The sequence below is a fragment of the Rhizobium sp. LjRoot258 genome (assembly GCF_964254185.1).
Classification (GTDB): Bacteria; Pseudomonadota; Alphaproteobacteria; order Rhizobiales; family Rhizobiaceae; genus Rhizobium.
The window spans coordinates 248,465-270,412 of sequence record NZ_CAXUST020000002.1 but is presented as its reverse complement, the minus strand read 5'-3'; the positions used below and the strand labels follow the sequence as shown (position 1 = coordinate 270,412).

The 21,948-nt window shown below is 59.9% G+C and carries 17 protein-coding genes; 7 read left to right on the top strand and 10 right to left on the bottom strand.

The annotated features are described in order from the left end of the window. Positions 1-2: 2 nt before the first annotated feature. The 5 genes from ACSQ9D_RS22140 to ACSQ9D_RS22120 all read left to right on the top strand — a co-directional run bounded on the left by ACSQ9D_RS22140 (position 3) and on the right by ACSQ9D_RS22120 (position 5,107). Positions 3-905, top strand: a complete 903-nt coding sequence (locus ACSQ9D_RS22140; protein WP_436284110.1) for a sugar phosphate isomerase/epimerase family protein — start codon at positions 3-5, stop codon at positions 903-905. 65 nt (positions 906-970) lie between these two features. Next, positions 971-2,203, top strand: coding sequence for an ABC transporter substrate-binding protein (locus tag ACSQ9D_RS22135; RefSeq protein ID WP_436284109.1), 1,233 nt, complete (start codon positions 971-973; stop codon positions 2,201-2,203). A gap of 110 nt (positions 2,204-2,313) precedes the next feature. Beyond that, entirely contained in the window at positions 2,314-3,216 is a 903-nt protein-coding gene (locus ACSQ9D_RS22130; RefSeq protein WP_368515601.1) for a carbohydrate ABC transporter permease, read from the top strand. Then, positions 3,213-4,040, top strand: coding sequence for a carbohydrate ABC transporter permease (locus ACSQ9D_RS22125; protein WP_436284108.1), 828 nt, complete (start codon positions 3,213-3,215; stop codon positions 4,038-4,040). The genes ACSQ9D_RS22130 and ACSQ9D_RS22125 overlap by 4 nt, the downstream gene beginning before the upstream one ends. Continuing rightward, positions 4,037-5,107, top strand: a complete 1,071-nt coding sequence (locus ACSQ9D_RS22120) for an ABC transporter ATP-binding protein (protein ID WP_047519340.1) — start codon at positions 4,037-4,039, stop codon at positions 5,105-5,107. Before ACSQ9D_RS22125 ends, ACSQ9D_RS22120 begins: the two co-directional genes overlap by 4 nt. A gap of 43 nt (positions 5,108-5,150) precedes the next feature. Here the strand turns inward: ACSQ9D_RS22120 and ACSQ9D_RS22115 are convergent, their stop codons facing one another. From ACSQ9D_RS22115 to ACSQ9D_RS22105, 3 genes are read right to left on the bottom strand one after another with little or no spacing between them, the layout of a single operon-like run. Next, complete coding sequence (locus tag ACSQ9D_RS22115; RefSeq protein ID WP_436284107.1) at positions 5,151-6,182, bottom strand: aldo/keto reductase; 1,032 nt, start codon at positions 6,180-6,182, stop codon at positions 5,151-5,153. Between the two features lie 48 nt (positions 6,183-6,230). Further along, positions 6,231-8,129, bottom strand: a complete 1,899-nt coding sequence (locus ACSQ9D_RS22110; RefSeq protein WP_436284106.1) for an ABC transporter ATP-binding protein — start codon at positions 8,127-8,129, stop codon at positions 6,231-6,233. A gap of 11 nt (positions 8,130-8,140) precedes the next feature. Continuing rightward, complete coding sequence (locus ACSQ9D_RS22105; RefSeq protein ID WP_436285141.1) at positions 8,141-9,949, bottom strand: ABC transporter ATP-binding protein; 1,809 nt, start codon at positions 9,947-9,949, stop codon at positions 8,141-8,143. Between the two features lie 449 nt (positions 9,950-10,398). Between ACSQ9D_RS22105 and ACSQ9D_RS22100 the strand changes: the two genes are divergently transcribed. After that, complete coding sequence (locus ACSQ9D_RS22100) at positions 10,399-11,805, top strand: FAD/NAD(P)-binding protein (RefSeq protein ID WP_436284105.1); 1,407 nt, start codon at positions 10,399-10,401, stop codon at positions 11,803-11,805. Here the strand turns inward: ACSQ9D_RS22100 and ACSQ9D_RS22095 are convergent, their stop codons facing one another. Genes ACSQ9D_RS22095 through cyoA form a run of 5 tightly spaced genes read right to left on the bottom strand, consistent with a single transcriptional unit; the run spans position 11,806 to position 16,849 of the window. Continuing rightward, positions 11,806-12,561, bottom strand: a complete 756-nt coding sequence (locus ACSQ9D_RS22095; protein WP_436284104.1) for an SURF1 family protein — start codon at positions 12,559-12,561, stop codon at positions 11,806-11,808. A gap of 46 nt (positions 12,562-12,607) precedes the next feature. Beyond that, complete coding sequence (gene cyoD / locus ACSQ9D_RS22090; protein ID WP_037118684.1) at positions 12,608-13,009, bottom strand: cytochrome o ubiquinol oxidase subunit IV; 402 nt, start codon at positions 13,007-13,009, stop codon at positions 12,608-12,610. Then, the gene (gene cyoC / locus ACSQ9D_RS22085) at positions 13,006-13,626 is read right to left on the bottom strand and encodes a cytochrome o ubiquinol oxidase subunit III (protein ID WP_436284103.1); all 621 of its coding nucleotides are present in this window, start codon (positions 13,624-13,626) and stop codon (positions 13,006-13,008) included. The genes cyoD and cyoC overlap by 4 nt, the downstream gene beginning before the upstream one ends. 4 nt (positions 13,627-13,630) lie before the next feature. After that, a complete protein-coding gene (gene cyoB, locus ACSQ9D_RS22080) occupies positions 13,631-15,634 on the bottom strand; it encodes a cytochrome o ubiquinol oxidase subunit I (protein ID WP_436284102.1) in 2,004 nt (667 codons plus the stop codon). A 45-nt stretch (positions 15,635-15,679) separates the two neighbouring features. Continuing rightward, a complete protein-coding gene (gene cyoA, locus ACSQ9D_RS22075; protein WP_436284101.1) occupies positions 15,680-16,849 on the bottom strand; it encodes a ubiquinol oxidase subunit II in 1,170 nt (389 codons plus the stop codon). 380 nt (positions 16,850-17,229) lie between these two features. Between cyoA and ACSQ9D_RS22070 the strand changes: the two genes are divergently transcribed. Continuing rightward, positions 17,230-18,561 carry an MFS transporter gene (locus ACSQ9D_RS22070; protein ID WP_436284100.1) on the top strand — a complete coding sequence of 444 codons (1,332 nt, stop codon included), beginning with the start codon at positions 17,230-17,232 and terminating at the stop codon, positions 18,559-18,561. A 71-nt stretch (positions 18,562-18,632) separates the two neighbouring features. Here ACSQ9D_RS22070 and ACSQ9D_RS22065 read toward each other — a convergent pair whose 3' ends face one another. Together ACSQ9D_RS22065 and ACSQ9D_RS22060 are read right to left on the bottom strand one after the other, a co-directional pair. Beyond that, a complete protein-coding gene (locus ACSQ9D_RS22065) occupies positions 18,633-19,100 on the bottom strand; it encodes a cyclic nucleotide-binding domain-containing protein (protein WP_037118675.1) in 468 nt (155 codons plus the stop codon). Between the two features lie 93 nt (positions 19,101-19,193). Further along, positions 19,194-21,908 carry an ABC transporter transmembrane domain-containing protein gene (locus ACSQ9D_RS22060; RefSeq protein WP_436284099.1) on the bottom strand — a complete coding sequence of 905 codons (2,715 nt, stop codon included), beginning with the start codon at positions 21,906-21,908 and terminating at the stop codon, positions 19,194-19,196. Positions 21,909-21,948 lie beyond the last annotated feature (40 nt).

The following is a 21,948-nucleotide window of genomic DNA, read 5'->3' as shown; positions in this document are numbered from 1 at the left end:
TTGTGAGCAACCCTGCCAAGTCCATTCGTATCGGCACCATGGTCAGCGCCTCCAAGGGCGGTGCCGACAAGCGTATCGGCCAGATCGCCGATATGGGCTTCGAAAGCTTCGAACCCTTCTTCTGGCAGACGACCAACGGCCAGGATCTTGCCGAACTTGGCAAGCGCTGCGTCGATGCCATCAGCGGTCGTGACATCACCATTTCGACGCTTGGCATGTTCGGCAATCCGCTGGAGACCACCGACATCGACCTTGAGACGCTGCAGGGCTGGAAGGAGTGCATCGACAATGCCCACCATTTCGGCGCAACCTGTGTTGCCGGCTTTACCGGCCGCATCCGCAACAAGCCGCTGACCGACAGCCTGCCGCGCTACAAGGAGATCTGGAGCGAGCTTGCCAAGCGTGCAGCCGACAAGGGCATCAAGATCGCCTTCGAAAACTGCGCGATGGACGGCAACTGGGCGAGCGGCGACTGGAATATCGCGCACAACCCGGATGCCTGGGAACTGATTTTTAACGAAACGCCGGACGATCATGTCGGTCTGGAGTGGGAGCCCTGCCATCAGATGGTCTATCTGATCGAGCCGCTGGCGCAGATCCGCAAGTGGGCAAAAAAGATCTTCCACGTGCACGGCAAGGACGCGACGATCCGCTGGGACGTCATCAAGGAACACGGCATCTTCGGCAAGGAAAAGTTCGTCTTCATGCGCACGCCGGGCTTCGGCGACAGCAACTGGACCGACATCATTTCTGAACTGCGGCTTGCCGGTTGGTCCGGCTCGATCGACATCGAAGGCTGGCACGACCCGGTCTATCGCGACGATTTGGAAATGACCGGTCAGGTTTACGCACTGAACCATCTCAAGCATGCCCGGGGCGGCGACTTCGTCGTCGATCCGGTCTGATGACATCGTGGCCGGCGAGGAGGAATCGCCGGCTTCCGACAGGATAACCACAAAGGAGGAGAACTATGGGTATCCGCAAGTTTGCAATGATCGGCGCTTTGGCGCTGGCAGGCGTCTCTCTCTTCGGCCTGGCCGCCAAGGCTGAAGACGTCACCTTGACCCTCTGGTCGCTGGACAAGGACATCCAGCCGGCACCGAACCTCGTCAAGGAATTCAACGCCCAGAACAATGGCATCAAGATCGAATATCGTCTGATCCAGTTCGATGATGTCGTCACCGAAGCCATGCGCGCCTATGCCACCGGCCAGGCACCTGACATCATTGCCGTCGACAATCCCGAGCATGCGATGTTTGCTTCGCGCGGCGCCTTCCTCGACATCACCGACATGGTCAAATCATCTTCGGTCATCAAGCCGGAAAACTACTTCCCCGGTCCGCTGAAGTCGGTCGAATGGGACGGCAAGTACTACGGCGTGCCGAAGGCGACGAACACGATCGCGCTCTACTACAACAAGGACATGTTCAAGGCCAAGGGCCTCGACCCGAACAAGCCGCCGCAGACCTGGGACGAACTCGTCGAGGATGCCCGCAAGCTGACCGATCCGGCCAAGAACGTCTACGGCCTTGCCTTCTCGGCGAAGGCGAGCGAGGAGGGGACCTTCCAGTTCCTTCCCTGGGCCCAGATGGCTGGCGGCGGCTACGAGGACATCAACGCCGAGGGCACGGTCAAGGCATTGGAAACCTGGAAGACGATCATGGACGAGAAGCTTGCTTCTCCCGATACGTTGACGCGCGGCCAGTGGGACTCGACCGGCACCTTCAATTCGGGCAATGCCGCCATGGCGATCTCCGGACCTTGGGAGCTCGATCGCATGATGAAGGAAGCGAAGTTCGACTGGGGCGTTGCCCTTTTGCCGGTTCCGAAGGAAGGGGCGGAGCGTTCTTCGGCAATGGGTGACTTCAACTGGGCGATCTTTGCCAGCACCAAGCACCCGGCTGAAGCCTTCAAGGCGCTCGAGTTCTTTGCCTCGCAGGACGACAAGATGTTCAAGAACTACGGCCAGCTTCCGGCCCGTTCCGACATCACCATCCCGGAGACCGGCGAGAAGCTCAAGGATGAGGCGCTCAAGGTCTTCATCGAGCAGTTGAAGTACGCCAAGCCGCGCGGCCCGCATCCGCAGTGGCCGAAGATCTCCAAGGCGATCCAGGATGCCATCCAGGCTGCGCTGACCGGTCAGATGAGCCCGAAGGATGCGCTCGATCAGGCTGCCGACAAGATCAAGGCTGTTCTCGGCTGATCTTCCCCGCATAACCGGATGGTCCTCGGGCCATCCCACCATTTCCTCCCGGCAGGGGCTGTCTTGAAGCGCAAGCGTCAGGCAGCCCCGTTCGGAGTATCGGAGGACCGATGAGACGGATTCTTTCAAGCGTCAGGGACGGCCGCGGCTTCGACATTGCGCTCGTCGCCTTTCCGCTGACGTTCCTGTTCCTGATGGCGGGACTGCCGCTTATCTACAATGTCGTGATGAGCTTCCAAGAAGTTGACATGTTCAGCCTCGGCACGTTTTCGCGTCCCTTCGTCGGCTTCAAGAACTACGTCGACCTCTTTGCGCAGCCGGAGACCTGGCCGATCCTCGGCAATACGGTCATCTTCGTGGTCGGGTCGATTGCGGGTCAGTTCCTGATCGGCTTCGGCCTGGCGCTGTTCTTCTGGGTGAACTTCCCCGGTGCATCGTGGCTGCGCGGCCTGTTCCTCGTCTCGTGGGTCATGCCCGGCCTGGTCGTCGGCGCGATCTGGAACTGGATCCTCTCCGGCGACTTCGGCGTCCTCAATTTTATTCTCAAGGAAAGCGGCATTATCGGCGCCAACATCTTCTGGCGCTCCGATCCGCATTTTTCACTTTATGCCGTCATCATCGCCAACGTCTGGCTCGGCACTGCCTTTAACATGATCCTGCTATCAGTCGGTCTGTCCGGCATCCCCGGCGACCTCTACGAGGCGGCCGAACTCGATGGCGCCAATGCCTGGCAGCGCTTCTGGACGATCACGCTGCCGATGATGCGCTCGACGATCGGCGCCATCATCGCGCTTGGCCTGATCTTCACGCTACAGCAGTTCGACCTCTTCGCCGCGATCACGTCCGGCGGTCCGAACAACTCGTCCAACGTCACACAGTACTGGGCTTGGGATTTGTCGTTCCGCCAGTATGATTTCGCCAAGGGCGCGACGATCTCCGTGATCATGATCGTCTTTGTCATGTTCGCCTCGGTCGTCTATGTCCGCTCGACACGCCATGAGGTGCGCGGATGAGCGAGACCATGCGCAACCGCCTTATGCTTGGGATCGCCATCGTCATGGCAGCGATCTATCTGTTCCCGCTCTACTGGATGTACATCACCGCACTCAAGGGCGGATCGGAGATGTTCGCCACGCCGCCGAGCTTCTGGCCGGGCGATCCGCAGTGGGGGACCTTCGGCTATGTCTGGGAAAGCCGCGACATGGGCCGCTATCTCTGGAACTCGCTGGTGATTGCCGTCGGTGCCGTGACGCTGATCACCGTCCTCGGCGTCGGCTGCGCCTATGTTCTGGCGCGCTACCGCAACGTCTGGGTCGATATCGGTCTGTTCCTGATCCTGATGCTGCAGGTTTTGCCGGCATCGTTGATGGTGACGCCGATCTTCGTCGGTTTCTCGCAATTCGGCATGCTCAACTATCCCAGGCTTGCCGTCATCATTGCGATTGCCGCCAAGAGCATGCCCTTCTTCGTCGTTCTGGTGCGCGCCACCTTCATGGCCGTGCCGCTGGAACTCGAGGAAGCTGCGCTCGTCGACGGCAACAGCCGCGTCGGCGCCTTCTTCAATATCGTGCTGCCGCTGGCGCGTAACGGCATTCTGGTCAGCGCCATCCTGATCTTCATGCAGGCCTTCGGCGAGTTCGTCTATTCGAAGTCGATGATCCAGGCAGCCGAGCTTCAGCCGGCAAGCGTCGGTCTCAACTCCTTCATGGGGCCGAACACCAATGAGTGGAACAACATCATGGCTTACGCCACGATGTATGTGACGCCGATCCTTGCCATCTTCGTTCTCTTGCAGCGCCGCATCGTATCCGGCCTCACCTCTGGAGCCCTCAAATGACCAATCAGATCGAGCTCAGCGGCGTCAACAAGCATTACGGCGCGTTCCATGCCCTGAAAAATATCAACCTGTCGATCGCCAAGGGCACCTTCGTTGCCTTGGTCGGCCCCTCCGGCTGTGGCAAGTCGACCCTTCTGCGTTCGCTTGCGGGCCTTGAGAGCATCTCCGAGGGCGAACTGAAGATTGCAGGCGAACTGATGAACAATGTGCCGCCGCGCAAGCGCGACGTCGCCATGGTTTTCCAGTCCTATGCGCTCTATCCGCACATGACCGTCGAGGAAAACCTGACCTACAGCCTGCGTATCCGCGGCGTCGCCAAGGCGCAGGCCAAGAAGGCGGCCGAAGAGGTTGCGGCAACCACAGGGCTAGCGCATCTCTTGAAGCGCTACCCGCGCGAGCTTTCGGGCGGTCAGCGCCAGCGCGTCGCCATGAGCCGCGCCATCATCCGCCACCCGAAGGCGTTTCTGTTCGACGAGCCGCTGTCCAACCTCGACGCAGCACTTCGCGTCCACATGCGCAAGGAGATCCGCGCGCTGCACGACCGCTTGCACGCGACATCCGTCTACGTCACCCACGACCAGATCGAGGCTATGACGATGGCCGACCATGTTGTCGTCATGCGCGAGGGTATCATCGAGCAGCAGGGCAAGCCGCTCGATCTCTACGACAAGCCCGCCAACAAGTTCGTTGCAGGCTTCATCGGCTCTCCCGCCATGAATTTCATTCCGGCGGTGATAGCCGACGATGGCAAGAGCCTGGCGATCGATCTCGACACCGTAAAGCACAAGATCGCCATCGACCACCAGGTCCAGCCGGGCCGCAAGGTCACCGTTGGCATTCGCCCGGAGCATATGGGCATAACGGCGGCAGGGCAGGGCACGTTCGACGTGCCGGTGGCGGTCGTGGAATCGACTGGCTCATCCACCTTCGTGACTGCAGCGACGACGCCAGAACTGACGATCGTCGAGACCGGCCGCGGATCAGCGCGAGCGGGCGAGACGATCGGTGTTGTTGTCGATCCTTCGCAGTTGCATCTCTTCGACGATACGAGCGGCGTGCGCCTCTGATCAAAGTGGCAGCCGAAATGCCTTCCGGCTGCCACGACCAATTTTACCGTCCGCCTTCGATTTTTCGATGCCGCTGGTTCGTGCCGCCGGCACCATAGGGGTAGTCGGCCACCTCAGGCCGGCTCACCTCGGTCAGCTTCGTCATCTCCTCATCGGAGAGGCAAAGCTTTGCCGCGGCGAGATTGTCCGAAAGCTGTTCGCTCGTTCTCGCCCCCAGGATAACAGACGTCACGGCAGGTCGTGCCGCCGTCCAGGCGAGTGCAACCTGCGCCATGCTGACGCCGCGGCCCTTGGCAATCTCCTCCACCGTATCGATGATCGCCCAGGTGCGCTCCTGCGCATTGCGCTCAGCGTAAGATTCCATGCCCCTTTTCGGGTTCTCACCGAGGCGGGTGGCGCCGGTCGGCATCTGGTCACGCCGGTATTTGCCCGTCAGCCAGCCGCCGCCGAGCGGTGACCATGGCAGCAGACCCATGCCGGCATCCTGGCATGCCGCGACGATCTCCAGCTCGATGTCGCGCACCAGAAGGCTATATTGCGGCTGCAGCGTTACTGGTCGCGTATAGCCGCGCGCCTTGGCGATTTCCACGGCTTTGGCGATGTGCCATCCCACATAGTTGGAGAAGCCGTAATAACCGATCTTGCCGGCCGATACGGCATCATCGAGAAAGCGCAACGTCTCCTCGATCGGCGTCAGCGCGTCCCATGCATGCATCTGATAGAGATCGATATGCTCGACGCCGAGACGCGAAAGCGAAGCGTCGAGCGCCTGGTTCAGGTGGCGGCGCGAAAGGCCGATGTCGTTTGGACCGGGACCCATCGGGAAGCGCCCCTTGGTTGCGATCACGGCCTGTTTTGCCTCGGTCGGCCGCGTCTTCAGCCACTGGCCGATGATCTCCTCGGACTTGCCGGCGCTGTAGACATCGGCGGTGTCGACGAAATTGCCGCCCCAGGCGAAATAGTCGTCGAGAAGCTTGTGCGATGCCGCTTCATCAGCCTCGGCGCCGAATGTCATGGTGCCGAGGCAGTAGGCGGCGACGACCGCTCCACTATGGCCAAGCCTGCGATAATCCATGGAAGATCCTCCTCTTCAATCAGTAACGTTGCTTGGAAAGGCCTGAATTTAAGTGGCTGAACCGTTCGCCGCCGTTTCTTCCAAAACCGTGTCCGGAATATCGTCGAACGACGCGTAGTTCAGATTGTAGAGCCTGGAATAGAGCTTGCGGTTTTTCATCAGCTGTTGATGGTTCCCGGTCTCGATCAGTTCGCCGTTCTGCAAGACGATGATGCGATCCGCCTCCCGGATGGTGGCGAGGCGGTGGGCTATGACAAGTCCCGTGCGGTTTTCGAGGAGCTTGACCAGCGCCTTCTGGATCAGCATTTCCGTATAGCTGTCGATATTGGCCGTCGCCTCGTCGAGGACCAGGATTTTCGCGTCGGCCACCAGCGCGCGGGCAAAGCTCAGAAGCTGACGCTGACCAAGAGATAGATTGCCGCCACGCTCGCCGAGCATGCTGTCATAGCCCTGCGGCAGGCGCATGATGAAGTCATGGGCGCCGACGGCCTTGGCAGCCTCGATGACCTGTTCGCGGGTCGCCTCCGCCTTGTGGTAGCGAATGTTCTCGAACACCGTGCCGGTAAACAGGAATGGTTCCTGAAGCACCATGGCGATCTGGTTGCCGAGCGAATCCTGTGTCAGATCGCGCACATCGTGCCCGCCGACCAGCACTTGGCCCTGCTGAACGTCGTAGAAGCGGTGGATCAGCGACATGCAGCTCGACTTGCCCGAACCTGTCGGGCCGACAAGGGCAACCGTTTCGCCCGGATTTACCTTGAAGCTGACATGCTTGAGAACCGGGAGCTTGGGATTGTAGCCGAAGACGACGTCGCGAAATTCAACCGATCCGTCCATATCGGCGGAAAGCTCCTTGGCATTTGGGGCGTCCCTGATGTCAACGGGCACGTCGAGAACTTCCGTCAGCCGCTGACCGGAGGCCATGGCGCGCTGCATCACCGAATACTGCAGCGTCAGCGACCGGATCGGGTCGAAGAACCGCTGGATATAGAACAGGAAAGCGACAAGGACGCCGACATCGAGTGCCTGGTTGAGCACACGTGCACCACCGACGACAATGACGAGGGCCATAGCAACACCGGTCAGCGAGTCCACGATCGGCACCATCACCTGGGCGTAGCGCGCCGCCGTCAGGTGCGTTTTCAGGTTCGCCTTCGCCTTGTCGTCATAGAGCATGAAGTTGACGCCCTGGCGGTCCATGCTCTGGACGGCGCGCACGCCATGGATCGCCTCGGCCAGCGCTCCGTTTGCGACGGAATTGGTCTCGTGCGCTGCCATGAAGGACTTGCGCGCCAGCGGCAGCCAGAAGAGGCGCACGACAAAAAGGATCGGCAGGACGGAAAGCGTCAAAAGGCCGAGCTTGAAGTCGAGATAGAGCATGACAAAGACGATACCGAACAGCAGCGCGATATCACCGACTGACAAAACGGAGGTTTCCAGAAATTCCTGCATAGAATTGACGTCGCCCTGAAGGCGCGACATCAGGCGCCCGACCTCGGTCTTGTCCATGAAGGAGAGCGAAACCCGCTGCAGGTGCGAAAACATCGCCTTGCGGATGTCGAAGAGAACGTCTTCGGCAACATTGCCGACCAGCGTCTCCTGCGCATAGCTGGCGCCGTAGTTGATCAAGATCGCGATTAGAAAGACGACCATCGACCACGTCAGCGCTGAATGGCTTCCCCCGGGCCGCATGCCGTGATCGATCGCATAGCGGATGATCAGCGGGATCAGCAACTGCATGGCCGTGAACGTCAGAACGGCGCCCACCGACAAGAGAACCTGCCGGCGGTAGGGATGCACGAAGGACCAGATGCGTTTGACGATGTTGCCGTCGAAGGCTTTGCCGAACATCTCCTCCTCGACGCGGTGGGAGCCGACAACGGCGCGCGGCGGGCGGCGTCCATCCTCGCGGACGTCGGAGCGTTCGGTTTCCAGTTCCTCGGCCATTATGTTCCTCCCTAGGCGCTGAGGGCCTCGTCGCCCGGCCGCACCTGTAGATCGAAAAGCGCCTTGTAGCGTCCGCCCGCGGCCAGCAACTCTTCGTGTGTGCCCCGCTCGACGATTTCTCCATGCTCGACGAACAGGATCTGGTCGGCATGCATCAAAGAACTCAAGCGATGCGCCACGATGATCGTCACGCGATCGGCCGCATATTTGCGCATTGCCGCGCGGATGCGCTGCTCGGTCGCGGCATCGATCGCCGCCGTCGAATCATCGAAGACCATCACGGCAGGCTTCAGCATCAGCGCGCGGGCGATCGACAGACGCTGGCGCTGCCCGCCCGACAGCGACACGCCGCGTTCGCCAACGACCGTTCCATAGCCGGTCGGCAGGCCGAGCACGTAGTTGTGCAGCTGCGCGCTTTCGCTCGCCCGCTCGATCCGGGTTTCCTTTGCCCAGGGGTCTCCATAGGCGATGTTGTTTTCGATCGAGGTCGTGAACAGGAAGGAATCCTGCTGCACGACGGCGACGGCGCGACGCAGCGACTGCAGCGTCGCCTTGCTAATGTCCTGCCCGTCAATGGTAATCTTGCCCTTCGTGACGTCGTAGAAGCGCGGGATGAGGTGGGCAAGCGTCGACTTACCGCTGCCTGGCGGACCAACGATGCCGATCGTCTCGCCGCGCTTTGCCTCGAAGGAAACATCGCGCAACACCTCGTGCATCGGCGAACTCGGATAGGCAAAGCTTACATTCTCGAAGCGAAGCGTACCGTCACCCAGCGCCAGATCCGTTGCATCCGGCGCATCGCGCACGGCGACCTCGAGGTCGAGCAGGTTGAAGAGACGACTGCCGCAGGTCGAGGCACGTGCGAAGGCATTGACCATCAGACCGAGCTGGCGAACCGGCATCTGCAGGATCGTCATGAAGGTCAGGAACGAAGCGAGCGTACCGACGGTGATCTCGCCGGACATCACCTTGCCGCCGCCGATCCACAGCACGAGTCCCATGGCCGCGAAGAAGGAAAAGGTCATGGCGCTCGTGTTGACAACGCGGATGCCGACGCGCTGGTGGGCGAGTGTGAGAGCGCTCTTCGAGGCCTTCTCGAACTTCCTCATCTCGTGCGCCTGCGCGGCAAAGGCGCGTACGACGCGGATGCCCCCAAGATTTTCCTCCATGATGCGGGTCAGCACCGATAGCCGCTCCTGCAGCTCGAGCCAGGTTGCGCGCAACCGCAACTGCGTGGCCGAGGAGCGCCAGCCGACGAATGGCACGAAGCTTAAGGCAAGCAAACCGAGAACGACGTCTGTGGAAAGCAGCATATAGGCGCCGATGCCAATCAGCATCGTCAACAGCACCATGCGCACCAGCGCCGTCGAAAAGTACATGCGCACACCTTCGAGGTCGAGCAACCCGATGGTGATCAGGTCGCCTGAATGGACGCTGTCGTGAAAGCTGAAGGAGAGCCGTTGGATCTTCTCGTAGCAGGCAAGGCGCAGCTCGTAGCCGATATGGTGGCCGACGCTTTCGCTGTAATAGTTCTGGATCATCGTAAAGATGCCGCGTAGGACGCTGGCGCCGAGCAGCATCAGCGCGGTCGTCAAAAGCGCGTCTTGTGCAAGCTGCCCTGCCTGACCGCCTTCCATCGCGATCTGCGTGTGGTCGACGGCCTGGCCGAGCAGGCGGGGGATCATCAGCTGGAAGGTGGAGGCCACAAGGGTTGCACCAATGGCGAAACCGGATTGCCAGGGATGGCGAAACGCCATGACGGTGATGCGCACGAGCGTGAAGAGGCCTTTGCCCCAGCCTGCCGCAATCGCCTTCGCCATCGAAGCCGAGGGCTTCGTCGCGCGTGTTAAAGCATCGCTGCTCACGGTAATCTTCCAAACAGAGGTGTGGTCGGACGCTGGTCCGGAAAGACGGCGAATCCATGAAGGATTGATTAGCGCCCTTACTTTTGCCGATTCCCTTCGGCCCTTCAAGTCAAGAATTCACCAGTTGGTTATTTTATCGTGAGCTCACCAAGGACAAAAAGAGCCGGCGGAATGGCACCGTTGGTACTCAAAATATCGATGCACTTTCCAATACTTATCTCCTCAAGACGATAGGGGTGGGAACAAAATGCTTGCCTAAATCGTCTTTTGGAGCTTTCATACACGACCAGTTTGATAGACTAATAGGCGGTTCAAAACCGCGTGAACCTTCGCAACGCGCGAGCGATTTTTCCCGCGTTGAAACCAATCGAGACACGATGCGCAAGGGTCGCAGGGGAGTTGAGATGACGGTTCAAGGCCTGTTTTCTTCGAAGTCAGCGGCGGCAGCACAGATCTCCGCCATGCCGCGTTTTGCCATTGTCGGCCGCGGCTTTTCCGGAATGATGACGGCAATCGCCCTGATGAAGACGGTGCGTCTGCCTTTTCATTTGCAGCTTTTCGATCCCAATTCGTCGGTCAGCGGTGGACAGGCACTCTCCTCAACGCGTGCCTCAACGATCCTGAATACGCGCGTGCGGGATCTTTCGGTTTGCGCCGGCGATAACGACGATTTCAACGACTGGCTCTGTAGCAACACGGAATTCCGCGCCGCCGTACCTGCAGCGATCCCGGGATTTCGTCAGATCTTCGTGCCGAAGGAGATTTTCAGCGACTACGTCTACCAACGCTTCTCGCAAGCCTTGTCCGCCCGCAAGGACATCACCGTTCAGGTCTGCCACGAACCGGTTGTGGCGATCCGCAGGAGCCACGGCAACCGCTTCCTGCTCGAAAGCGCCAATCCCGCCAATCCTCTATTCGACACAGTCATCCTCGCCACCGGCTACGGCTTGCCAGAGATCGACGAACCGGAGCAAGAGCCGTCGCCGGTCAGAGCGCAGCGCCTGATCGCACGACCGCACACGGTCCTGCTCGGCAGCGGCATCAGGGTCGTCGATCAGCTCCTGCAGTTGCGCGATGCCGGCTATGCGGGGCAGGTTACCATTCTTTCCCGGCGCGGTTTCCTGCCGCAGAGCCATACGCCGAACGCCGCCGATCCGGTTTTTCCCGCAGATGCTCTGCCATCAAGCCTTCCCGACATCCTGCGCTTCATCCGCAGCGCCTGCCGCCAGGCAGAGGAGGAGGGCCGAAGCTGGCAGTCCGTCATGAACGGATTGCGCAAGCACGCCCGGTCTTTGTGGCGCGCGCTGCCGGCCCATCAAAAGCACCAGTTCAACCGGCATCTGAGAGCCATCTACGACAGCCATCGCAACCGACTGCCGGAGGCCATTTACGCCCGTCTTCAGAGCGAGCTGGCCGGTGGTAACACGGTTCTTCGCCGCGGCGTCGTGGGACGCCACGGCCTGGGCGGCCTCTTCTTCCGGCCCGCCGGCTCGCAATCCGATGAGATCGTGCATGCCGAGCGCGTCCTGGATTGCCGCTGCCGCGGACCGCAATTGAGCGCACCACTGCTCGCAAGCCTGGTAAGCGAAGGCTTGGCTCTGGCGGACGAATTATCACTGGGCCTGGCCGTCAATCAGCGCGGCCAGCCTTGCCTTGAGGATGGATCAACGGCCGATGGACTGTTTGCCGTCGGCCCACTTGGCCTCGGCAGTCTGCCTGACATCGATCTCGTTCCCGAGATCGTCAGTCAGGCTTTTGCGGTGGGAGAGCATGTCGCCCAGCGCTTCTACCCGCACAGCAAGGCTGTCTGATCAGGCCCGATGGGCGCGCAACTCACTGCGGGCAACGAAGGCAAGCAGCCCGGCAGCCATGATCGCCAGCACGAACCAGGTCAGCGCATAGACCAGATGGTTGTTGGGGAAGACGATCTGCGTCAACCCGCCGACCGGCAGGCCGCCGGGATTGGGCGCCGCATCGGCATCGATGAAATAGGGGGCGACATCAGCGACGTTTCGGCGCTCGGAGATGGCAGCCACATCGCGCGAATACCAGCGCTCATTGGCCGGATCGTTTGATTTGAGCAGCGTACCCTTCGGCTCCGTGATCCTCAGCAGCCCGGTGATCTTCACCGGCGTCGGTTTCTGCCCTTCGCTGCGGGTTGAAGGATCGCGCTTGTCCGCTGGTACGAAGCCGCGGTTGATTAGGATAGACGTCCCGTCGGAGAGATAAAGCGGCGCCATTACCCAATAGCCGGGGCCGAGCGTCGTCGACGCGTAGATCAGCGTTTCCTTGTCGTTCTGCAAGATGCCTTCGGCCGTCACATGACGATATTCGTCCTTAGCGCGGCTGACCTGTCCCCACGCTGGGCGTGCCGGCGCGCGAACCGGTTCGGCATGAACACGCTGATCGACGCGGGCAATCAGGTCCTCTTTCCAGGAAAGCCGTTCGACCTGCCAGACACCGAGCGAAACCAGCACGGCAATCATCGCCACCATGAGGCCGCAGACCACCGCCAGCTTGGCGGCAGTATGCTGTCTTTGTGCTTTTTTGGAGGGAATGCCGGCCATGACCAGAAACCTTTGCGGGCGGCGTGACCGCCGCCCGCTCCTGCCCTTAGGGCATGTTCTTCATCATTTCCGGGCTCATCGGCATCATGTTTGTGTTCAGATGATGCATGACCCAGAGGGAGCCGGCGAGCGCGATGGCGACAAGCAGAAGCGTGAAGATCAGCGCCATCATCGTCCAGCCGCCTTCCGAGCGCGGGTTCATATGCAGGAAGAAGATCATATGAACGACGATCTGAACGGCGGCGAGCCCCATGACCCAGGCGGCGGTGACGGCTGAGTTTTCGAACACGCCGGTCATGACCAGCCAGAACGGGATCGCCGTCAGGATGACCGACAGCACGAAGCCGATCATATAGCTCTTGAAGGTGCCGTGGGCGGCCTCGTGTCCGTGGCTGTGACCGTGATGGGCTTCGTGAGCGTCCTCGGTTGCAGGTGCGTTAGAGGTCATCCGAGAACTCCCATGAGATAGACGAAGGAGAAGACGCCGATCCAGACGACGTCGAGGAAGTGCCAGAACATCGACAGGCACATCAGGCGGCGACGATTTTCCGGGATCAGGCCGCGCATCGACACCTGCACCATCAGTGTCACCAGCCAGACGATGCCGAAGGTGACGTGCAGACCGTGCGTGCCGACCAACGTGAAGAAGCACGACAGGAAGGCACTGCGGGTCGGGCCGGCACCTTCGTGGATCAGGTGCGCAAACTCGTAGAGTTCGAGACCGAGGAAGGCCAGGCCGAAGATGCCGGTAATGGCGAGCCAGAAGAGCGTGGCGCCCTTCTCCTTCCGCTCCATCTGCAGCATCGCAAAGCCGTAGGTGATGGACGACAGAAGCAGCATCGAGGTGTTGATCGCCACCAGCGGCAGATCGAAAAGATCGGCCGGCGACGGCCCGGCCGCATAGTTGCGGCCGAGAACGGCATAGGTTGCAAACAGCACCGCGAAGATGAGGCAGTCGCTCATCAGGTAGAGCCAGAAGCCCAGCATGGTGCTGCCTTCCGGATGGTGCTCGTCGGTCAGGTAGAATTCAGGCTTGTTGGCCTTGTCGATCACAGTATCGCTCATGGTCTTACACCTGCTCGGCAAGCAGCGCCGTACGCTTGCCTTCCGTTTCCGTGACTTCCTTCGCGGGGATATAGAAGTCGCGCTTGTAGTTGAAGGTATGGCCGATCGCCACGGCAATCATGGCTGCGAACGACAAGGCGGCGAGCCACCACATGTACCAGATAAGGGCGAAGCCCAGCACGACGCTGATCGCGCCAAGGATGACACCGGTTCCGGTGTTCTTCGGCATGTGGATCGGCTTGAAGCCTTCCAGCGGGCGGGCATAGCCGCGCGCCTTCATGTCGTACCAGGAATCATGGTCGTGGACGACTGGCGTGAAGGCGAAGTTGTAAGCCGGAGGAGGCGACGAGGTCGACCATTCCAGCGTCCGGGCATCCCACGGATCACCCGTCGTGTCACGCAGCTCTTCGCGCCTGAAGAAGCTGACGACGAGCTGGATGATGAAGGAGGCGATGCCGATCGCGATCAGCACGGCACCGAATGCGGCGATGATGAACCAGATCTGCAACGACGGATCCTCGAACTGAGACACGCGGCGGGTCACGCCCATCAGGCCAAGCACATAAAGCGGCATGAAGGCGAAGTAGAAGCCGATCAGCCAGAACCAGAAGGACATCTTGCCCCAGAACGGATCGAGCTTGTAGCCGAAGGCCTTCGGGAACCAATAGGTGACGCCCGCCATCAGACCGAACACCACGCCGCCGATGATGACGTTGTGGAAGTGGGCGATCAGGAAGAGCGAGTTGTGCAGCACGAAGTCTGCCGGCGGAACGGCGAGCAGGACGCCGGTCATGCCGCCGATGACGAAGGTCACCATGAAGCCCATCGTCCACAGCATCGGCACTTCGTAGCGAATGCGGCCGCGATACATCGTAAACAGCCAGTTGAACATCTTCGCCCCTGTCGGGATCGAGATGATCATCGTGGTGATGCCGAAGAACGAATTGACGCTGGCGCCCGACCCCATCGTGAAGAAATGGTGCAGCCAGACGAGATAGGACAGGATCATGATCACGCAGGTGGCATAGACCATCGAGGCGTAGCCGAAGAGACGCTTGCCGCAGAAGGTGGCAACGACTTCGGAGAAGATGCCGAAGGCCGGCAGCACCAGGATGTAGACTTCCGGGTGGCCCCAGATCCAGATGAGGTTGATATACATCATCGGATTGCCGCCAAGGTCGTTCGTGAAGAAGTTCGTGCCGGCATAACGGTCGAGCGAGAGCAGCGCCAGCGTCGCTGTCAGGACCGGGAAGGTCGCGACGATCAGGATGTTGGTGCACAGCGACGTCCAGGTGAAGACCGGCATCTTCATGAAGCTCATGCCGGGTGCGCGCATCTTCACGATGGTCGCGATCAGGTTGATCCCTGAAAGCGTCGTGCCGATACCGGCGACCTGCAGACCCCAGATATAATAGTCGACACCAACGCCCGGGCTGTAGGCGGACCCCGACAGCGGCGGATAGGCCAGCCAGCCGGTCTGGGCGAACTCGCCGATGAAGAGCGAGAGCATGATGATGATCGCGCCCGCCGTCGTCATCCAGAACGAGAAATTGTTTAAGAACGGGAAGGACACGTCGCGCGCGCCGATCTGCAACGGCACGACAAGGTTCATCAGACCCGTGACGAACGGCATCGCCATGAAGAAGATCATGATGACGCCATGGGCGGTGAAGACCTGGTCGTAATGATGCGGCGGCAGGTAGCCACCCGATCCGTTGAAGGCGATTGCTTGCTGCAGGCGCATCATGATCGCGTCGGAAAAGCCACGCAGCAGCATGATGAGCGCGAGGATGACGTACATGACGCCGATCTTCTTGTGATCGACGCTCGTCAGCCATTCACGCCAGAGATAACCCCAGAGCTTGAAATAGGTAACAACACCCAGAAGCGCGATGCCGCCAAGCGCGACGACCGCAAAAGTCACGACCAGGATCGGCTCGTGATAGGGGATCGATTCTAGGGTCAACCGACCGAAGATGAACTTCAGGAGGTCAGGATTGGAAAACATGGATTAACCCGTCCATTGATGTCGTATCGACGCAAAGCGCCAGGTCTAGTTGTTGTTCTGCTGCGCTGGCGCTGCATCGCCGCCGGTGCCTTGGTCCATGCCGGGCATCGCGTGCCCGTCATGCTGCATCCCCGGCATCGTCTGCGTGTCGCCGGCCTCGCCGTTCGTAGCGTCTGCCGGCTTGGTTTCGATGGCATCGTGGCTTTCGGCCGCAGGAGCTGCGTGTTCGCCACCGGTCTGACCGGCGTGGCGGTCGTCGTAGCGCAGCTTTTCGCGGTTTTCGGCACTTTCCTTGCCACCCCCGCCCATCATGTCGATGTGCATCATCTCGTTCATGCACATCTTGCCGGGTGCCGCGCACATGTTGAGGATTGCGTTGAAGAGATCCTTGTCGACGGACGCGAAGTAACGCACCGGCTCCCTCTCACTTGGCCGCTCGAGCTTCAGATAGGTATCCCTGTTCAGCGCAGTGCCCTTTTCCTTGACCTGTGCCACCCACTGATCGAAGCCCTGCTGGTCGACGCCATGGAACTTGAAGCGCATGTGCGAGAAGCCGGCACCACTGTAGTTGGCCGAAAAGCCGTCAAAGACGCCTTGCTTGTTGATGACAGCGTGCAGCCTGGTCTCCATGCCGGGCATTGCATAGATCTGGCCCGCAAGCGCCGGGACGTAGAACGAGTTCATGACCGACGAGGAGGTGATCCTGAAACTGATCGGAACGTCGACGGGCGCGGCCATTTCATTGACGGTCGCAATGCCGAGTTCGGGATAGAAGAACAGCCATTTCCAGTCGAGTGCGACGACTTCGACGGTCAGCGGCTTGGCATCGGCCGGGATGGCGCGCTCAGCGTCAATCCGATCGAGAGGACGAAAGGGGTCGAGCTTGTGCGTGCTGATCCACGTAATGGCGCCGAGCGCGATGATGATTGCCAGTGGTGCCGACCAGATGACCACTTCGAGACGTGTGGAATGGTGCCATTCGGGATCATAGGTGGCTGCCGTGTTGGACCGGCGGTAACGCCAGGCAAACAGCAGCGTCAGGAAGATCACCGGAACGATGATCAGCAGCATCAAAACCGTCGATACAATGATCAGGTCGCGTTGCTGCACAGCGATATCGCCCGAAGGCGACATGACCACCAAATTGCATCCTGCCAGCGTCAAAAGCAGTGGCAGAATGAGGAGATGGCGGGAAAACTTTGGCAGTTTTTGCACGTCTCTATGCTCTTGTTGTTTCGTCCAAACCGCGACTAAAGCACTGTACCTGATAGCAACATGAGGTGTTTGGTCGCAGTGCAGCAGAAATGCCGCACTGCGGGATAGGGCACGTGGCGCAGGATGTCAAAATCCTGATAAAAATTCGAAGGATTTTTGCGCGCAACCCTTTTCGAAGGGCTAATATATCCGCCAAGCCTGATCATGCCAGCCTTTTGCAGTCCGATTTCGCGGCACGGAACGCGATTTTTTATCCACATCTAATTTTCGGAGCAGGAAGATGAACTATTTACGTCGATCAGACTTGATAAGCGCAGTGGTTTGATCAAGATCGCTGCTGAGGCGCTTTGCCACAGGGTGCCTCGACAGGGAGGCGTTTCATGGCGAATACTACACATTACGGACCATCATCCACATCGATGGAACAGGATGCGCGGCGAATTCATGCCGACAAGCCGGTATCACCCGGCAGCATCGCGATCGGCGTCGTCATCGGGCGCATGTCGGAATTCTTCGATTTCTTCGTCTACGGCCTGGCATCCGTCCTGGTCTTCCCTCAGCTCGTCTTTCCTTTCGCACCCGATCGACTGACGGCAACACTCTATTCCTTTGCGATCTTTTCGCTCGCCTTTCTGGCACGCCCGGTCGGATCGGTCGTGTTCATGACCATCGACCGCATCTACGGCCGCGGCGCCAAGCTGACGATCGCATTGTTTCTGCTCGGCGGCTCGACGGCGTCGATTGCGTTCCTGCCGGGCTACAACGAGATCGGCGCCTGGTCGATCGCCTTGCTGGCCCTGTTCCGGCTCGGCCAGGGCTTTGCACTCGGCGGCGCATGGGATGGTCTGGCCTCGCTGCTTGCACTCAACGCACCGCCAAACCACCGCGGCTGGTATGCGATGATCCCGCAGATCGGGGCCCCGATCGGCTTTGCGCTGGCAAGCGTGCTGTTTGGCTATTTCATCGCCAATCTGTCCAATGAAGACTTCCTGAGCTGGGGCTGGCGCTATCCGTTCTTCGTCGCCTTTGCGATCAACGTGGTTGCGCTCTTTGCGCGTTTGCGTCTCGTCATGACGCCGGATTTCGGCCAGGCGCTGGAACAGCACGAACTCGAAGCAGCACGGATCCGTGATGTGCTGCGCGTCCATGGACGCGACATTCTGCTCGGGGCCTTCGTGCCGCTCGCAAGCTTTGCCATGTTCCACCTCGTGACGATCTTCCCGCTTACCTGGATGTACCTCTACGGAACCCAGCCGATCGGCACGTTCATGGTCGTGCAGATCGTCGGCGCAATGGTCGGTCTCGTCGCGATCGTCGTCTCCGGCATGATTGCAGACCGCATCGGCCGGCGCGCCCAGCTTGCCATCTGTGCCGTGCTGATCGCGATCTTCAGCTTCATCGGTCCGTTCCTGATGGGTGCCGGCTCCGAAGGGCAGGATGCCTTCGTCATCATCGGCTTCGGCGTGCTCGGCCTGTCCTTCGGCCAGGCGACTGGCTCGATTTCATCGCGCTTCGGCAGAGGCTACCGCTATACGGGCGCCGCCTTTACCTCCGACCTTGCCTGGCTCGTCGGCGCCGGTTTTGCGCCGCTGGTCGCACTCACCCTGTCCAGTCGTTTCGGCCTGCCTTTCGTTGGCTACTACCTGCTGTCGGGCGCCGTGTGCACACTCGCTGCTCTGGCCTTCAGCAGGGCGCTCGAACAGCGCGACTGAATGCGCGAAAACGGCAAAAGGCCTGCCTCACGATCTGAGGCAGGCCTTTTGCGTTCAAGACGTTGAAATCGCTACATCGCTACCTGCGGCTGCTTCGCCGCACGGGCTGCAGTCAGCTCTGCCGTTGTATGGTTCAGACGGTCTGCCAACACCCGCATGATCTCGACGGCCATTTCGGGGAAATCGCTGAGCAATTTCAGGAAGTGTTCCTTGCTGATGCGCAGGACTTCCAAAGGCGAGGTGGCGCGAACCGTCGCGGTGCGCGAGACGTCACATAGAATGGCGATTTCGCCGACGATGGAATTGAGTTCCACATCGGCAACCTTGATGTCGCCGGCAGGCGAATGGACAAGAATGTCGGCAGTTCCCGACAGAACGACATAAGCGGCATCGCCCGGATCGCCCTGATGGAAGAGGTCCTGTCCGACGTTGTATGTCATGCGATCGGAAGTGAAGGCCAACAATTTGAGTTTCGCAGGTGCTATCCGCGAGAAGATTGGCACCCGCCGCAGCATTTCGACTTCGTCTCTCAACAGCATAAACGTATTATCCCTGTCGCGCTGTTCGGTGCCCGACGTTTGACCGTGGCACCTCGCAAGGGGCGCCATCTTTATTGTCCCCTCACTAGAATATTACGATAACAGTTCCTTGAACATACCGTTTTGTTCGGAAAGCTCCGGAAAGTTGCCTGCTTCGGCCAGCGCGCCGCGGTCAAACAACAGGATTCGATCGAACATTTCCGCGAGTTTTGCGTTCGAAAGCACCCAGATGATGGCCGGCCGTTCGCCTTCCTTGTGCAATCCTTCGACAATGTTGCGGGTGATCTGGTCCTGAACACGCTGGTCGAGCGCTGACATCGGCCGGTTGAAGACGAAATAGTCAGATCGTTTGAGAAGCGCACGGGCAAGATTGAGCTTTTGCCGCTGCACCATTGTCAGGCGTTTGCCGCCCGAGCCAACGTCAAATTCAAGCCCGATCGACAAGACGTCGTCGAACAGGTCGAGCTTGTCGAACAGGTCACCCATGATGGCCCGGATACGGTCGGACGCGTCGGCCTGCTGGTAGGCGATACGTCCGAACAGGACGTTGTCCATCAGGCTTGCCGAGGAGATGAAGTGCTCCGGATCGTATCGTTCGATGACGGCGGCGAGATCTTCTGGAATGTTCTCGTGGAACTGCTTGCGGGCATTGACGATCTTTTCCATCAGCTCGTCTGTCAGCAGACCAAAACGATGCCGCGGCTCGATATAGGCAAAGCTTAGCCGAATAATGGCCGAACGCTCGTCGGGAGTAGCATCATCAAACCGTCGGCTCTGCAGTTTCTGCAACAGAGCCTGATAGGTCGGGATATCGTCTGCCGTCATGAAGGTCAGCTGCTGGAAGAACGGGTGATCCGGCGGCAGGTCATGAAAGAGTTCGACGGCGTTCTCCGCGATCTCAAGCCCCATGGCATAGAGATCGTTGCTGAGACCAGTCTGGCGAAACAGCGCCTGGAAATAGGGATGCGCCGCCAACCGGCGATTGTTCATCATCGGCCGCTTCATCGAACCGAAGAGCAGGTTCTCGCCGACCGTGGCCTGCGGATTGTAGGCGTCGAAATCAAACGGCACGACAATGTTGCCGAGCTCGGTTTCCTGCATGCGCTGGCGCAATGCCGATCGCAGATCGACGATGTGTTCGGCGAGCGCCACATGCACACTCGTATTGACCGTCGATCGAAGCGCGAGATCGAGAATGTCCTGCGAAATGAGCACGGCATCGAGCACCGGCCGGATCGCCGTTAGGATGTCGTCTGGGCCCGTCGCACCGGCGGCCTGATAGTCCACCCAGTCGCTGTTGATATCCATTGTAGGATTGCCGGCCTTGACGGCCTCCTCAGCGTACCACTTGGCCTCCAGAGCCTCCTTGCCGTCATATTGTGGCTCGCGCAAGGGGGCGTGCTTCAAGCCGTAAAGGAGATTGTCCCGCAGCGTCCCGTGGAAGAAGTAGGTGTCGGCGGATGCGTAGGAAATGCGCCGACCGGTAATGGACTCGGGCAGATCGAGAAGGTCCTTGCCGTCGATGGTCACGCGGCCGGAGTCCGGCCACACCAGCCGACCGAGAGCTTCCGCGAAGGCTTCCGCGCCGCTGGAGTTCGGGCCGACCACCGCGACCGTTTCGTTCGGTTTGATCTCGACCGAGACGTGATCGACCAGCCGCGCGCCGCTATCGTCGCTCACAGTCAGATTTGTGATCACGAGCGGGGCCGACAATGCGCCTATCGCCGCAGCCGGCATCTCCTGGATCTTGCCATCGATCAACGGCTCCACATTGAACTGCTCGTAGACCTGCTGGTACTTGACCTGCACGTCCTGACGCATCTGATCCCAGTCGATCAGCTCCTTCAGCGGACCGGGCAGGTCCTTGTAGGCGCTGATGACGGCCACAAGCTGACCGATATCCAGACGCCCCTGCAGCGCCAGATAGCCGCCGATCGCATAAAACAGGAACGGTGTCACCTGGGCCAGGAAGTTGTTCAGGAACTTGACCAGAAATTTCCACTGATAGAGATCGTATCGGATCGAGAAGATCAACCCAAGCCGCGTGGCAATGTCGGCACGCTCGAAATTCGACGTGTCGTTGCCATGAATTGTGCCTATGCCGTCGACGATCTCGCCGACGCGGCCAGACAGTTCGCGTGCTGTGAGCTGACGCTGGCGGCCAAGCTCAAGCAGCCGCTTTCTCATGCGCGGGATCACGACCGCCTGGACACCGACGATTGCCGCAGCGATCATCCCGAGCCAGAAGTTCTGAATGATGATAAAGGCGAGTGCCGTCAGCGCCTGGCCGCCGAGCAAGGCCGGCGAGACGAAGGCATCGCCCGTGAAGCCGCCCATCGGCTCCACTTCATCCTTGATCATTGTCGCGATCTCAGCCGACTTGACGCGCTTGAAATGCGAGGGAGGAAAGCGCAGCACACGGTCGATCAGTTCGAAGCGGATGCGGCGCAGCATGCGCTCGCCAAGCCGTCCCTTGTAGGTGTTGATGTAGAATTTGAAGAGGCCGTTCAGGACAACGAGGGCGAGGAAGACGAGGCTCAGCCCCATCAGCATCTGCAGCCGGTCAAGCTCGACACCCTTGAAGAACTCGACTTCGCCGATGACGGGAAACGTGTAGACGAGGCGCATGAAGGTTTGCGTTGCGCCCTGGCCCTCGAAGCCCGAACCCTGAATCGGTCCGTTGACGATCTGCTTCGGCAGATCAAAAGACAGGAAATAGGGGATCATCGAAACTGCAACCACTGTCAAAATCCAGAGTTGCTGCAGCCGCGTGTTCGACCAGATGTAACGCGCGAGGCTTTTTTCCATTGCTAACCGTCAGTTGCCTGGGAAATCTGGGGGCAGTGAA